Origin of the sequence: Microcoleus sp. Pol11C3 (assembly GCF_036701485.1) — a bacterium.
In the GTDB taxonomy this organism is placed as follows: Bacteria; Cyanobacteriota; Cyanobacteriia; order Cyanobacteriales; family Microcoleaceae; genus Microcoleus.
This window is the reverse complement of the sequence record NZ_JAUBQW010000056.1, coordinates 22,078-36,332: the sequence shown is the minus strand read 5'-3', so window position 1 is coordinate 36,332 and position 14,255 is coordinate 22,078. Positions and strand designations below refer to the sequence as shown.

The following is a 14,255-nucleotide window of genomic DNA, read 5'->3' as shown; positions in this document are numbered from 1 at the left end:
CGACTTTTTTTGGCATGGCTATTTTTGCTCGATTTTTTCAGCAATTATAACAGACCTATGACAACCGGATTCCGTATCACATCACACAAAAATTTTCGACACACCGCACAAACATTTCTACACCCATCCCCAACGCAGTTTCATCAAAATCAAAACGCGGGTGATGGTGCGGGTAAGCCAAGTTTTTCTCTAGATTTGCTGAACCCAAAAAGAAATAGCAACCTGGGACTTCTTGCAAAAAGAACGACATATCCTCGCCGCCCATTGTTTGACATTCTGGAACGATTCCTGCAGGAGTTTCTACCACCGATTCTGCTACGCCACGCACCAATTCAGCGATTCTCGAATCATTAATAACTGGCGGATAAAGCGAACAATAATCTAATTGGTAATTGGCCCCGTGACTCTGACAAATTCCGGCAATTACTTGCTCGATTCGCTTTGCAAAATAACCTTGATATGCAGGATTGAAATAGCGCACCGTGCCACCGATTTGAGCGGTATCGGCAATGACGTTGTGGGTGTGGCCTGCGTGGAATTTGCCGACAGTTACTACCGCTGAGTCGATCGGGTCAATGTTTCGCGCGACAATTGCCTGTAAAGCGCTGACAATTTGGGCTGTAACTACGATCGAGTCCACAGTCTGATGTGGCATTGCGCCGTGCCCACCTTGGCCAAAAATCGTGCAGTCAAAAACTTCCACAGCAGCCATCAAAGCGCCGCTGCGGACGCCTACAGTGCCTAAAGGTAGATTGTTCCACAAATGCAAGCCGACGATCGCATCAACATCAGGATTCTTCAAAACTCCCGCTTCAATCATCGGTTTTGCGCCCCCTGGCCCTTCTTCAGCGGGCTGAAAGATAAATTTTACTTTACCCGAAAAGCTGTGTTTGTGCTTGGCCAGATAACAAACAGTACCGAGGGCGATCGCAGTGTGGCCGTCGTGGCCGCAAGCGTGCATAATTCCATCATGCTGCGATCGATAATCCACCTCATTTTCTTCTTGAATAGGCAAAGCATCCATATCAGCTCGAATTGCCAAAACCCGCCCCGGTTTGCCGCTGTCTATAGTGGCGACAATACCAGTTTTAGCAATATTAGTTTCATGATCAATGCCCCATTCGTGCAACTTTTGCGAGATAAACTGCGCCGTTAAATTTTCATCAAAACTCAACTCCGGCTTTTGGTGCAAAAGGCGACGCCATTCGACTAGCTGAGGCTGCAAATTTCTAATTTCCAGCCGCAATTGAGATAAATCGACAGAGGTTAAATTCGGTAAAGTAGAAACCATTTTTTATTCTCCTTTTTTTTGATTAGGTTTTAGATTTAATCACTTAATAAATGGTAATCACTAATTATAGCAACCCAGAATAAGTTGTGAAACTCTCTCTGCTCTTTCTCTGCGGTCTCTGCGGTCTTTGTGGTTAAAATAAAATCTTCTTCAATCCTATCCCAGTTGGGCCGGAGATTTTTTTTATGAACCGCAGAGGGCGCAGAGTACGCAGAGGAAGAGAAGAATGAGAAAGAGAGGTGTTTAGAATAGGGTTATTTAGAAGTCTGAGCAACTAAATTAACCCCTGGCAGTAAGCGCTCTAAATCTAAATCTGAAGCAACTTTAGCTAATTTAGCAAGGTCAGTCGGGTCATCTAAATGCGGCAAAATACCCAACACAGGTATTTGAGTCAGCGACTGGATCAAATCAACGGGCGCTAGATCGGCAATTTCTTGTTCAGAATAAGCTTTAACGCAATTAAGCACAATTCCTCTCAGCTTAAAACCAGTGTGTCTGGCGAGAGCAACATTCGCCACAGCTTGCCCGATCGCCCCCAACCTCACAGGTACTACCAAAACCCCCCTCAGCCGCCAATCCCTGGCAATATCGGCCACAGTCAGTTCCCACGTTACAGGCGAACCGAGTCCTCCCAAAGCTTCCACCAATACAAAATCCTTGCGCTCCGAGAGGCTTTGCCAAGCCGCCCAGACCTTTTCGAGTTCGATACGTCTCCCCTCCCGTTCGGCCGCAATTGGTGGTGCTAGTGGCGCATCAAAGTGCAGCGGATTGAGTTCTTCGGGGGATTGGTCGAGGGCAAACAAACGGGTGTAGAGTTCGCGATCGCCCGTTCCCGTTTGCATGAGTTTCATAATTCCCAAACTGCGATCGGGAAAATACATTTGCCAATAAGCAGCCAGAGCGCTGGTCAAAACAGTTTTGCCCGCGTCGGTATCAGTTCCAGCAATTAGCAGCGAGTTCATTGGCAAATAGCTAACAAGTAATTGGCCTCAACCTCAGTCTAGGGGAATTTTGCCAGAAGTTTAGAGTCCTGGCGACGGTGCGGGAGTTGGGGCAGGTTCCGGCGACGGTTCTGGCGACGGCGACGGTGCGGGCGTTGGTGCAGGTTCCGGCGACGGTGCTGGAGTTGGGGCAGGTTCCGGTGTTGGTGCTGGAGTTGGGGCAGGTTCCGGTGTTGGTGCGGGAGTTGGTGCTGGTGTTGGCGACGGCGCGGGTGTTGGTTTGGGTGCGGGAGTTGGTGCGGGCGTCGGTTTGGGCGTCGGTTTCGGAGTCGGTTTGGGCGTCGGTTTCGGAGTCGGCGTTGGCGTCGGTTTGGGTGTCGGAGTTGGCGCTGGGCTTGGTTCTGGGCTTGGTTCCGGCAAAGGTTCTGGGCTTGGTTCCGGCAAAGGTTCTAGGCTTGGGGTTGGCAAAGGTTCTGGGCTTGGTTCCGGCAAAGGTTGTGGGCTTGGGGTTGGCAAAGGTTGTGGGCTTGGGGTTGGCAAAGGTTGTGGGCTTGGGGTTGGCAAAGGTTGCGGGCTTGGGGTTGGTAAAGGTAGCGGGTTTGGTATGGGAGTTAGTGTCGGCGTCGGACTTGTAAGTGCTGGCGCTGTCGGAGTCGGTTTGGGGCGCGAATTGTTGAGAAATGAGCCGACTAAAGCCCAGGAACCGAAGCCCGTCAAGATTACTAAGCCCGCCAGCAGTCCGATCGCAGCGATGGGATTGTCCCAAAAAGTGCCACCAGCAGGCTCAATTAACGGGTCTGGCTGGTTTGGCGGGTGGGAACTCTGGGCGGCGGGCTCCGGCGGTCTGCCCACGGCCACCGTTGCTATTAGCGAAGGGTTTGTCGGCCCTACTACTGCTGGCGCGGGCGGTACAGTTGGCGGGTTAGGTTTAGGATTAGTTTGGCCGTCGAGTGCTTGGGCGACTTCGCTGACAGATTGATATCGATCGCCCGGAGAGCGATTCAACATCCGATTCAGCACCAAAGCCAAACCCGTGCTCACCTGCACTTGCTGCTGCCAATTCCACTGCAGCGTTGTTTGATCGAGCAATTCCTGCGGTTCTTTGCCTGTCAGCAGGACGATCGCTGTTACAGCTAAAGCGTAGAGGTCGCTGCTGGCTGTTGCCCGCCCGCTTTGCAACTGTTCCATCGGCGCGTAGCCGATTTTACCGACAGTTGTCGCGTGGGCTGTTCCTTCGGGAGACTGGACTTTGGTGGCGAGTTCCTTCACCACTCCAAAGTCAATCAGCACCGGCAACTGGTCGTTTTCCCGCCGAATTATATTTTCTGGGGAGATGTCGCGGTGGATGATGCCGCGGGCGTGGATGTGAGCTAGTACCGGCAGCATTTGCCGGATAAATACCAAGACTTCGGCTTCGGTGAAGGTGCGACCATTTGAAGTTCGATCGAGCAGCAGTTCGCGGTAAGTCATCCCTTCCACGTAATCCTGGACTAAAAACAAACGCTGGTTTTCTTCAAATATTGCCCGAAACTGGGGAATTTGCGGGTGCCCAATTTGGTAAAGTATTGCCGCCTCTCTTTGAAACAATTCCTTCGATTTTTCCAAAACGTAAGGCCCGCTTTGCACCGGAATCAATTCCTTCAGGGCGCAGCGTTCTTGAAACCGTCCCAAATCTTCTACTAAATAAGTCCGGCCAAATCCTCCTTGACCTAAAATATTCACCAAGCGGTAGCGGTTTTGTAGGAGAGTTCCAATAGCAATAGGTGGCTGCATAAGTTTAAGTAGAAACTGTTAAAAAATAGACGATCGCTGGCAGACTTAGAATGTTAAATCTTTAATGCTCAAGATCGTACTTCACTGTCTGTAGTTCCCAGTCCCGATGAAAGTTAGCATTTTACTTCTTTTTGAGCAACTTTGAGAAATTAGGCGCTTGCGGGCGATCGACAATCAGGGGTTCCCCTGGAGGGGTTTGCCCCATAGTTGCGGTTTTTTTGGGCGAGCGCAAAGGGAAACCCCACCAGATTTGCTGCTACATTCTTCGTGATGACTGCTGTCAACAGTCAACAGTCAACAGTCAACTGTTAAGCTTTGCTTTCACCATGTCTTGAATTCTGTTACCGTCTGCTTTGCCCTTAAGCTGCTGCATTGCCTTGCCCATCACCTTGCCCATATCTTTTGCAGAAGTAGCGCCAACCGAAGCAATCACTTCGTCAACGACTTGACTCACCTCTTCGTCTGACATCTGCGCCGGCAAATACTCTTCAACAATTGCTAACTCTGCCTCCTCTTGTGCGACTAAATCTTCGCGGCCACCTTTGCGGTATTGTTCGATCGAATCCCGGCGCTGTTTGGCTATTTGCATCAAAATTTCCATTTCTTGAGCTTCTGTCAGCGTGTCTTGGCCGGAGGGACGAAGGCTGACTTCTTTTTCGAGAATAAATTTCTTGATGCCGCGAACTGTTTCCAAGCGAACTTTGTCCTTGGACTTCATGGCTGCTTTGATTTCTGCGTCAATGCGTTCTCTTAAGCTCATCGATTTCTACCTTGCTTTGCCGTTCTCAAAAATCTGGAGTGCGATCCCGATTCTTAACTTTTTTTACAGTATTTTTCAAGTTTATTGCCTGTTGGTGGCATTTTTATCGCATTAAACCCGGATGCCTTCGGTCTTCGACTAAATTTTGGGTGGCTGCACTTCCCGCCTCGACCCCAAATTGACTCACGCCAGAATTTTTAGACGTAGGGGCAGAAGTGCGGTACTTTTGCCAGTATATCTCGCTAGATCCCACATTCCACACCCTGGGGTGTCACACAGCATAATTACGCATAAAACTCTATCTTTAAAGTAATAAATTATGCCTTTAAAAATTTTTTATCCGTTAATGTACGGTATCCAAGTATAATTCATACTTTTATGGGTAGATAAAAATAAGTAAAAACCGATTGTGACCGTTGAGGGTGCGGAATGTGGGCTAGAAACCCGGTTTATCAGACATATTTCTGCAAGTCCTATTCAGTTCGCCTAACTTAACACTTGTGACCGCCTCGAAAGTTAAATCTCTCTAAGAAGTGGCTGAATATTTCTAGTTTCAGATGGTAAGATAGCGATGGAATAAACGTCCTGCAAGAGGCCTGCTGTGATCCGTTCTGCTACTTTACCGCTTCCGCTTCCCGAGCCGCCGGTTTCCGCTCATGACCGTCTGCGGCTGTTCTCCGGTTCTGCTAATGTTCCCCTCGCCCAAGAGGTGGCTCGCTATCTGGGGATAGATTTGGGGCCGATGGTTCGCAAGCGGTTTGCTGATGGGGAACTCTACGTTCAAATTCAAGAATCGATTCGGGGTTGCGATGTTTACTTGATTCAGCCAACTTGCTGTCCGGTAAACGATCGCCTCATGGAATTGTTAATTATGATCGATGCTTGTCGCCGCGCTTCGGCCAGACAAATTACTGCTGTCATTCCCTATTACGGATATGCTAGGGCTGACCGCAAAACGGCCGGAAGAGAGTCGATTACTGCAAAATTAGTGGCTAATTTGATTACAGAAGCTGGGGCCGGTCGCGTTTTGGCGATGGATTTGCACTCAGCTCAGATACAAGGTTATTTTGACATTCCTTTCGATCACGTTTACGGTTCGCCGGTGCTTTTGGATTATCTGGCGAGCAAGCAATTGACGGATATTGTTGTGGTTTCGCCGGATGTTGGCGGAGTCGCTAGGGCGAGAGCTTTTGCCAAAAAGCTTGGTGATGCTCCCCTGGCAATTATTGACAAGCGCCGCCAAGCTCACAACGTGGCAGAAGTGATGAATCTGATCGGTGATGTCAGGGGCAAAACTGCTGTGTTGGTGGACGACATGATCGATACTGCCGGCACGATTTCTGAAGGCGCCCGATTGTTGCGCCGCGAGGGTGCGAGGCAGGTTTATGCTTGTGCTACTCATGCGGTGTTTTCGCCTCCGGCGATCGAGCGTTTGTCGAGCGGGGTTTTGGAAGAGGTAATTGTTACGAATACAATTCCTGTGCCGGAAGAGAACCGTTTTAAGCAGTTGACGGTGCTTTCGGTAGCGAATTTGCTCGGAGAAACTATTTGGCGGATTCACGAAGATAGTTCTGTTAGCAGTATGTTCCGCTAGACAGGAAAAGCGCTTTTTGAATGTTTGTTTTAGGGTGCGTTAACAAGAGTGTAACGCACCGTTTTTTTGCTCAATAGTGCGATCGTTTCCCGCAAGTAATAAGCCCAGGCCCATCTAAAATTTACTGTCAAGTCCCATCAAATTCTTGTGGAGTGGGCGTCCCGCCCCCCGGAAAATACAATTTAGAGGTCGAATAGCTTATCAAGTTTCTGGCTAAAATAACGGTTATAACTTTGTAGTCAGGACTAAAGTCCTCATAAAAATTGGCTCGGACTTTAAGTTGTCACTACGAACCAATGTGACGATCGGCGATCGATCGCACTTGGTACCACCGGAACAAGAGATGCTAAAATTCTATCTTGTTGTTGGAAGAGGGCGAATTTTTTATATTCTAGATAAGTCTCATCACAATAAGGAGCCAATAGGGAAAAATCATGAAACATTCACTTGTACGAACAGTGGCCGCACTGGCAGGTTCAGCAATTTTAACACTTGGCGCGATCGGTTCGGCTAAAGCATTTACTTTTGACGAAACCGAAATTAGCCAAGACCGAGTAATTGTCGTCGCCCAACCCCGCCCTTACGGTGGCTACCAATTGCTAATTTTAGAACAAGTATCTGACAAGCGACAATGCTGGAGCGAAAGTGGCTCTAATCCCGTGAAAGTCGCTCCGTTATTAGTTACTTTTGATTTTACCGGTATTTGTGGCCGCGCCACTGACAGCAACGGCTTTTCAATTCGTATGGCCGGCACCGATTTAGCATTAAAATACACCCTAAGCTTGGAAACTGTTGATGGCAATGTTCTACTAATGGGAACTCCGGTAGATTACCAAGGTAAATCGGTGATTATCGGTCGCACAAACGGCGATGTTAACGACTTCATGAAAATCAGTCTCGATCCTGCTTGGCGCTTGAGTAAAAGAGCTTACCAAGGTCGCACATTAGGCCACTTTTATTTCACTACCAATCAATCCGCACCGGGAGAAATTGGCAATACCGGAGGCAATACCGGAGGCAATACCGAAGCAATACCGCAGCCAATACCTACAGTATTACCGCAGCCAATACCGCAGCCAATACCAATACCAATACCAATACCGCAGCCAATACCGCAGCCAATACCGCAGCCATTACCAATACCGCAACCGCAGCCAATACCGCAGCCAATACCGCAGCCAATACCGCAGGAAATACCAATACCGCAGCCAATACCGCAGGAAATACCAATACCGTAGGCAATACTGGCTTTTCTACAATTCGGAGATAGCTACCTATAATATCTACGCTTCCAAAATTAAAGAAGCTGTGGGCCTTGGGTTTGTAGCCCGGTTTTATCAAAATAATGCTTTGGGGCCGCAACTTGCTGTTAGCAGAGAGCAATTGGTATCTTTAGTTGGGGAATCTTTGAAATAAATACAAGGTGCTAATATCACCTTTCCTAGCCATGTTTCTATCCGTCCATTTGGCGACATTGATATTTCCCGTTGGAGTGCCGAAAAACTTCTATGGGGGCGGAACAACAAGATAGTTAGCTAATATCAAGATGGAACTTTTAAACCTACCCAGCCCGTCAATCGCGCTGAATTGATGGCGGTGCTGCCAACAGCGGCGGAATTTGGTTTGTCGGCGGGAATTCAGCCGAATTTAGTTGTTAAAGAGCGGTATAAAACTTTTTCAGACACTCAGAATTATTGCGCTGCTTCTATTATTACTCAAATGTCTGCTTATTGTTCTGTGGCTGCCGCTATTAACGAAATCGGCAATCGGTTTGCTTTCGATAATTCTGCAAAGCGGAATTACGCCGCGGCTACTTTGCAGATGCTGAAATCCGTTAAGACTTAGTAGGGGAAATTAGAGCCCCGACTTCTTCAAGAAGTTGGGAATCTGAGTATTGTGTTTTTTTATCTGGACTTTTTACGCTACACCGTAATCAGTATACTGCCGTTTGTAGGGGGGTTGCAATCCCAAAATAATATCCTCTCTCGGTACTCCCATTTCAACTAATTCCTCCGCAGGATTTTGGTCTGTCAAATTTTGCTGAAGCCAGATTTTTTCATCTTTGATGTCAATGTGAATGATGCTTCGATAAATCCGGGTTAAGTGTTCCCAGCCGACATTCATCCACTGATAATGATCTCGTTCTGTGTCTAAGATTAGTTGCACTTCGACTTCATCATCTGAAACATCATCTTCGGCATAACGGCTCATTAATCTCTAAACGGATTGACGATATTGAGCTAGTTTGTCCATTGCACAATTACCTCATTTGTTGGTTAATACTTATATGTTACACTATTGTCAAGAACGGGCAAGATGCCCGTTCCACAATAAAATCAAGTTTTGTGGAACGGGCATCTTGCCCGTTCCTAAACAAGTAATTGAGAATCGTGCAAGAAATCAGTTAATCAGGACTTTAGTCCTTACTACCAATCAGTTCGTAATCAGGACTTTAGTCCTCATCATATCGTTTCCTTCAGTTTCTTCTTAGATGGCTTTTTAGGAGTTTTCGGGACGGGGATTGTCTCTGACTCTTGCTGTGCGATGTCTGGGGTTACTTTACAACACAAGTCGTTCAAGGAAAGTTTTTGCTGAGATTCAAGTTCGTTGAGTCTGTTTGAAGCTGTTTCTAATATTTGCTTTCCCTGTCGAACTTGAATAGTAGTTTTATTTTCGATAGCATCTAGCAACACAAAAATCGAGACTGTTTGCCAAATATCTAAATCATCGCCGACGACATCGCAAGCAGAGACAATTTTGCCGTTTTGTGGGGCGTGAATTCCTAAGCCGGAATCTTGAATTAACGGCTGGATTTCTGCTAGACTTAAATTCGCAAGGTCGCTAATTTTATGTTCGAGGGATACTATATCTGCTAAATCGGGTAAGTTGAGCGATTCTGGGGGTAAAGCATCGAATTTAAAGGTAAGAGTTTGATTTAAAGGATCGGAAATGGCGTAAATTGATTGAATTTGCGATCGACTAACCGCACCTTTCTCGAAAAAATCTCTACCTTGCGGGGCGATCGCAATTTGCCCATTTTCAGCCACCTCCAAGCTTTCCAAACTAACCAGAGTCGCCGCCGTAGTCTTCACAAAAATCTCATCCAACCCCAGCAAATCCGCCAATTCCTTCAAAGTTGGCGCAGGTTCAAACTCAACACCCGCCCGCAAAATGAACTCTTCCAACACGTTAAACTCGCGCGGTTCGCTAACCGCCACCTCCAGCGGAGTTTGCCGGATTGCAAAGCTGAATTGACGCGCCGCCAACACTGACAAACCCGGATTTTGTTGCTCAATTTGTTCGGCTAGCGAACTTAAATTCGAGTCTATTGGTTTAGTTGAGGACGCTAGAAACATCTACAAAACCTCCGCAGTGACGCACCGTTTTTGAAACTTCCTGATACATTTTTCCCACAGTACCTGTTTGTTGGGTAAATAAATCGTGGCATCCGACAACAATCAGCAATTCTTGAGCGCGGGAAAATGCCACATTCACCCGTTCCGGTTCCTTAGCAAATCCAATATCGCCTCTAATATTATTACACACTGTGCTAACAATAATTACAGGTCTTTCCATGCCTTGGAATATGTCAACCGTACCAGTGCGGATGCTCAAAGAAGGGAATCTTTCTGGTTCGATTCTGTCTTTAATTGCATTCAATTGAGCGCCGTAAAAAGTGATAATCCCTATTTCTTTGGGCAGTTCACCGTCGGCAACTTTGGGCTGCCAAGCTATCTCCATTTGTTCGCACAAACGCTCGATCGCATCAATCTCCTTGACATTCAACCGGGAAGTACCCTGTTTTTCCTCTTCAAATCCTTGTCCGATGGGCGTTTTTACCCACAGAATGTGATTATTTTCTTGAATGATTCTACCTGCTAGGTTGTGGGCGCGCTTGGTGTCAGCTTCCTGAATGCCACAGTTGAGTTTTTGCTGGTAAAACTGATTGATAGCGCCCATGATTTGCGGGTGCATTCGGTATTGAGTTGTCAGCATTTTTTTGATGCTGTCGCTGGCACTTTCAAACAACACTTTGAACAAAGATTCTTTTATGAAGCTAAGTTCGTCTCCGGTACAGCCGATGTCTTCGGCAATATCGTCGATCGTACTTTGATTAAACATCGGCGGCAATTGCCGGTGATCGCCCACTAATACTAACTTTCTGCCTTTCAAAGCGGGAATTAATAACTCTGGGGGAGTGCATTTGCTAACTTCGTCAATGATGACTGCATCAAAGCTGGGAAAGTTTTTAGTAAAATCGAAACTTGCAGCTTGCACGCAAGTAATGCCGATTACGTTGGCATTGTCAATATAAATTTGCTTTAAATCGTTGCGGTCTTTTTCTGATGGATTGCGGAGTTTTTGAATCCAATCTGTAACAAACTTTTGAGAGCGATTTAGTGCTGTTTCTTCTTGTTCTAATTTCCGTTGCCAAGTTTTGAAGAGACGCTTAATTTTGCTTAAAAAAGCTACGCTGAATAATCCTGTATTCGGAACTTCTGGCTGATATTGAGTCGGGATAGTTTGCCATGCTGACTCCCACCAATTTCTCTCAACAAGTAATGCTGCTGTTGGTTGCTGCTGTTGCAGTTGAGCGGTAATTTCGCTCAATTCTTTTTGAAGTTCGGCGAGTTTTTGCTGCGAAGTTGCAGCCGCAATTTGCAGCGGGGATAAATGCTCGTCAAGAGTGTTTTTGATTGTCTCCAAAACCCCAAAAGGATCTAAGTCAGCAATTGATTTTTCAAGCTGAATCGCGCTTGCTTTCCAAGCCTCAACTTGCTTGACAAACTGCTGCGGTTGCTCCCAAATATTCGATTTTTGGGCGAGATATTGTTCGGATAAAAATCGCAATTTTTCAGGTACATTTGGCTGTTGGACAATTGCTTGCAACAAGTTAGTAACTTCGCTAATTTTTAAGTTCGCCTCTTGCTGTGCTGTTTCTACCTGAAGTTTAGCGGCGGATATTTGCTGCTGGCTCAAGGTTTGACCGATTTTATCTAATAATTGTTGCTGTTTGATAAGCTGCTGTTCGGTTTCGGTTTTCAGGGGAACCACGCACTGACGGGCATTGGCGAGGATACTGTGCAGCAATTCTTTGACTAGGCGATCGAAGGTAGCTTGGATATGATTTGGTTGCAACGATTCACTATAAAATTGTTGAATGCTACCTAAGAAAGTGCCAGCTTTTTCGATGATAAATTTGCGCTGACTTGGGCTGACTTGGGAGTAGCTGGCGAAGTCTTTGGCTAGTTGTTGCCACTGTGTACGATCGCCCGCAGTGAGCACGATCGGCGTTTGACTCAAATTTAGGTGCAAAAACTCGCTAAACCGGAACTGTTGCCCTTGTAAGTCCTTAAAACCAGCGCTTTCTTCGTGGGATATTGCCTTTTGCAAGCGATCTAAATCGGGCAAATTGACTTTGCATTTGGGTGGCACGATCGGCAATTTGAGCGATCGGGCAATTTTCAGCAATCCTGCGGGCAATTCTACCATATCATCCGTGAGCATTGCGCCCGTTTCCCAGCAAGTTTTCACGACTTCATAGAGCCCCGTATCAGCCGTCTCGATCCACTGTGCAACGGCGACGACAACGGCTGCAATTTCCGCTTTTCGCAGTTCCAAATTCTTGATTTTCTGTTCGAGATTTTGGCGGTGTGTCTGATTTTGCCGATCGCCCAATTCGAGTTGATTCACAGCATCCGACATCTGCCGCGACACCCGCAACGACTCCGCAACCGTTGACATAGCGTGACAAACATCATCAGCGCGATCGAATGCTGTCTTAAATTCCGCTATTTGCGCTGCTACAGTTTCCTGCAACCAAACCGCCATCCCAAACGCGCCACAAGCAGGGCGATCGAAGCCTATTTGAATAGCAGTGCTAGCGGCAATCCGAACATTTGCCATAAAGTTTTCTACTAAAACATTGCCTTCGGAATAAGGTTTTAGTCTGGGCATAAACTCGGCAAGTTCTGGAGATTCCCAGTTGACATTCGGCGCATCCAGTAGATTTGTTAGCCCCGCAACAACAGATTCAATCTCGCTTTTTTGGGTTAAAATTTGTTCATAATTTGTTGCTTGCTGGTTGCACTTTTCCTCAATATTTGCTTTACTGTCGTGCAGGTGTTTTAGTTCATTAAAAAAAGCTTTTTCGGCGGCACAGTAGGCGGTATATCGCTCTGATTCTGCCAGCATCTGCCGCAAAAATTTTATATTAGTTAGGCGCTGCGAGAGCTTTTCTTCGCAGTCAGTCGCCGTATTTTGCAGCCAAGTGCCGATCGCATTTTCCTCCAAAAACGGCTGCCCTTCTTCCTGCACCTTATGAGCTTTTCCCTTCCGCAAAGCCCGAATCGAGGGATTGTGAACTAACCGACTCAAAGCATTGTCTACAGCCAAATTTGCTTGGGAAGCAATGAGCGTTTTGCCGCCCTGACGGGCAATTTGATAGCAAATTTCTGCAATCACAGTCGTTTTGCCCGTTCCCGGCGGCCCTTGAATCAAAATTAAATCCCGCGCAGAAAGCACCGTTTCTACGGCGGCAAGTTGGTCGTCATTAGCATTGCGATTTAATAAGTTTTCCCGATCCAATTTAATCAGTTTTTCGGGCATTCTCGCCTGAGAAGAGTCGAATAAAAACTCACTCAAATAGGGATTTTGAGCGCGCCCATCTGTCAGCATCTTTAAAGCTTTTTTCTTGCGTTCGATCTGACTGATATCGCCCGCCGCCTCAAAATACAAGAATCCTTGTTTGGGCATTTGATATCTGCCGCCCGCCATGCGATCGCCTAAATCAACATCTAACTTAATCCGTAATTTACCATGTTCAAAGTCAATTTCGGCGATGCTACCCAATATCTCTCCATCGCGGCTGCTTCTGCTTCCGGGCGGCGAATCAAACAGGATAATTTCTTCATTTCTGGCTTTTTTCAGCCTTTCGCGAAAGTCGCCCAATTCTAAGGAATTTTCCTCATAGCCGTCAAGAGTTGCGGAATTACGATCGATTTCAAAAGTGACGATTTTAAAGCCTGAACCGTAATTGTGCGCTCGGAAAGGCACGCAAAATTGACGCGCTTCCGCGATGCGTTTTTCCACATTTAAAAAAGTATGCCAAACTTTTAGTTGTTCGGTAGTCGGTATGTGTCTGTCGTCCCAAAATGGCATTTTTTGGACGCGGGCGATCGACTTTACGGGAATTGGCGCTCGACTGTTAGCCAAAAGTCGCAACTGAACCGGCAAAGAATACCCATCTTTCCTCCCTCTGGGAACCGCCACCAAACCAGCATCCAGCAGTTTTAAACCGCCAATTCCGTCTTCACAGCGTACAGTTGCTAACAACCGCAAAGTGCGATCGGCTTTTTGCAACAATTGGGGTAATTCAAAATCATCTCCATCCGTAGCAAGCAGCAATTCCCAGATTTCTTCTTCCGAAAATCTCTCATTTACCTTTTGGCGACGCACGTAGAAAAGATTGTGCGATTTGCCAGCTATCTCCGACATCAGGATTTCCGCACGCTCTTTGCATTCCCAAGCGCAATATTTGGCTAAAGCCGCTTCTCCTTCTATATCGCGAATAAACTTATTAATTGTGCGATCGCCACTAAATTTATATCCCCAATCTTCTGCTACTAAAGACGGCATATTTATATTTTAGATTTTAGATTTTAGATTGCATTCAAGATTAGCACATCGGAACTTGTGCCGACACAACCGCTAAATCCCAAACAAGATTAAGGTGTGAAGTGCACACCCTACCAGAATCGCAAGTGACCGTACAGGCGACGGGCGATCGAATTAAACAGTTCAGAATTAAAAGGGCGAATGATGGGAATTGAACCCACGAATGGTGGTACCACAAACCACTGCCTTAACCACTTGGCTACACTCGCCATATCTTTT

The 14,255-nt window shown here is 46.7% G+C and carries 10 protein-coding genes and 1 tRNA gene; 3 read left to right on the top strand and 8 right to left on the bottom strand.

Going from position 1 to position 14,255, the window contains the following annotated elements:
• Nucleotides 1–76 precede the first annotated feature (76 nt).
• The 4 genes from QUA40_RS14640 to QUA40_RS14625 form a co-directional block, all read right to left on the bottom strand.
• On the bottom strand, nt 77–1,291 hold the full coding sequence (locus QUA40_RS14640; RefSeq protein ID WP_333126963.1) for a M20 family metallopeptidase: 1,215 nt from the start codon (nt 1,289–1,291) through the stop codon (nt 77–79).
• Nucleotides 1,292–1,545: 254 nt separating this feature from the next.
• A complete protein-coding gene (gene bioD / locus QUA40_RS14635; RefSeq protein ID WP_333126959.1) occupies nt 1,546–2,253 on the bottom strand; it encodes a dethiobiotin synthase in 708 nt (235 codons plus the stop codon).
• A gap of 60 nt (nt 2,254–2,313) precedes the next feature.
• Nucleotides 2,314–4,005, bottom strand: coding sequence for a protein kinase domain-containing protein (locus tag QUA40_RS14630; RefSeq protein WP_333126956.1), 1,692 nt, complete (start codon nt 4,003–4,005; stop codon nt 2,314–2,316).
• Between the two features lie 301 nt (nt 4,006–4,306).
• The gene (locus tag QUA40_RS14625) at nt 4,307–4,765 is read right to left on the bottom strand and encodes a GatB/YqeY domain-containing protein (RefSeq protein WP_333126953.1); all 459 of its coding nucleotides are present in this window, start codon (nt 4,763–4,765) and stop codon (nt 4,307–4,309) included.
• Nucleotides 4,766–5,366: 601 nt separating this feature from the next.
• Between QUA40_RS14625 and QUA40_RS14620 the strand changes: the two genes are divergently transcribed.
• The 3 genes from QUA40_RS14620 to QUA40_RS14610 all read left to right on the top strand — a co-directional run bounded on the left by QUA40_RS14620 (nt 5,367) and on the right by QUA40_RS14610 (nt 8,204).
• Nucleotides 5,367–6,359, top strand: a complete 993-nt coding sequence (locus QUA40_RS14620) for a ribose-phosphate pyrophosphokinase (RefSeq protein ID WP_333046601.1) — start codon at nt 5,367–5,369, stop codon at nt 6,357–6,359.
• Between the two features lie 434 nt (nt 6,360–6,793).
• Nucleotides 6,794–7,597, top strand: coding sequence for a DUF3747 domain-containing protein (locus tag QUA40_RS14615; RefSeq protein WP_333126949.1), 804 nt, complete (start codon nt 6,794–6,796; stop codon nt 7,595–7,597).
• 352 nt (nt 7,598–7,949) lie between these two features.
• Nucleotides 7,950–8,204: a hypothetical protein gene (locus tag QUA40_RS14610; protein ID WP_333126946.1), complete on the top strand. Its 255-nt coding sequence runs from the start codon at nt 7,950–7,952 to the stop codon at nt 8,202–8,204.
• A gap of 72 nt (nt 8,205–8,276) precedes the next feature.
• On the opposite strand, the gene QUA40_RS14605 is transcribed toward QUA40_RS14610, so the two are convergent.
• The 4 genes from QUA40_RS14605 to QUA40_RS14590 all read right to left on the bottom strand — a co-directional run bounded on the left by QUA40_RS14605 (nt 8,277) and on the right by QUA40_RS14590 (nt 14,245).
• Entirely contained in the window at nt 8,277–8,570 is a 294-nt protein-coding gene (locus QUA40_RS14605) for a XisI protein (protein ID WP_333126944.1), read from the bottom strand.
• 251 nt (nt 8,571–8,821) lie between these two features.
• Nucleotides 8,822–9,715 (bottom strand): hypothetical protein, encoded by an 894-nt coding sequence (locus QUA40_RS14600; RefSeq protein ID WP_333126941.1) that lies wholly within the window; start codon nt 9,713–9,715, stop codon nt 8,822–8,824.
• Entirely contained in the window at nt 9,693–13,997 is a 4,305-nt protein-coding gene (locus QUA40_RS14595; RefSeq protein ID WP_333126939.1) for an AAA domain-containing protein, read from the bottom strand. Before QUA40_RS14595 ends, QUA40_RS14600 begins: the two co-directional genes overlap by 23 nt.
• A gap of 175 nt (nt 13,998–14,172) precedes the next feature.
• A tRNA-His gene (locus tag QUA40_RS14590) sits at nt 14,173–14,245 on the bottom strand.
• Between the last annotated feature and the right edge of the window lie 10 nt (nt 14,246–14,255).

What these genes read in the sequence shown, in the direction of transcription:
- QUA40_RS14640 (WP_333126963.1), bottom strand. Translation starts at nt 1,291, where the DNA reads ATGGTTTCTACTTTACCGAATTTAACCTCTGTCGATTTATCTCAATTG.
- bioD (WP_333126959.1), bottom strand. Translation starts at nt 2,253, where the DNA reads ATGAACTCGCTGCTAATTGCTGGAACTGATACCGACGCGGGCAAAACT.
- QUA40_RS14630 (WP_333126956.1), bottom strand. Translation starts at nt 4,005, where the DNA reads ATGCAGCCACCTATTGCTATTGGAACTCTCCTACAAAACCGCTACCGC.
- QUA40_RS14625 (WP_333126953.1), bottom strand. Translation starts at nt 4,765, where the DNA reads ATGAGCTTAAGAGAACGCATTGACGCAGAAATCAAAGCAGCCATGAAG.
- QUA40_RS14615 (WP_333126949.1), top strand. Translation starts at nt 6,794, where the DNA reads ATGAAACATTCACTTGTACGAACAGTGGCCGCACTGGCAGGTTCAGCA.
- QUA40_RS14610 (WP_333126946.1), top strand. Translation starts at nt 7,950, where the DNA reads ATGGCGGTGCTGCCAACAGCGGCGGAATTTGGTTTGTCGGCGGGAATT.
- QUA40_RS14605 (WP_333126944.1), bottom strand. Translation starts at nt 8,570, where the DNA reads ATGAGCCGTTATGCCGAAGATGATGTTTCAGATGATGAAGTCGAAGTG.
- QUA40_RS14600 (WP_333126941.1), bottom strand. Translation starts at nt 9,715, where the DNA reads ATGTTTCTAGCGTCCTCAACTAAACCAATAGACTCGAATTTAAGTTCG.
- QUA40_RS14595 (WP_333126939.1), bottom strand. Translation starts at nt 13,997, where the DNA reads ATGCCGTCTTTAGTAGCAGAAGATTGGGGATATAAATTTAGTGGCGAT.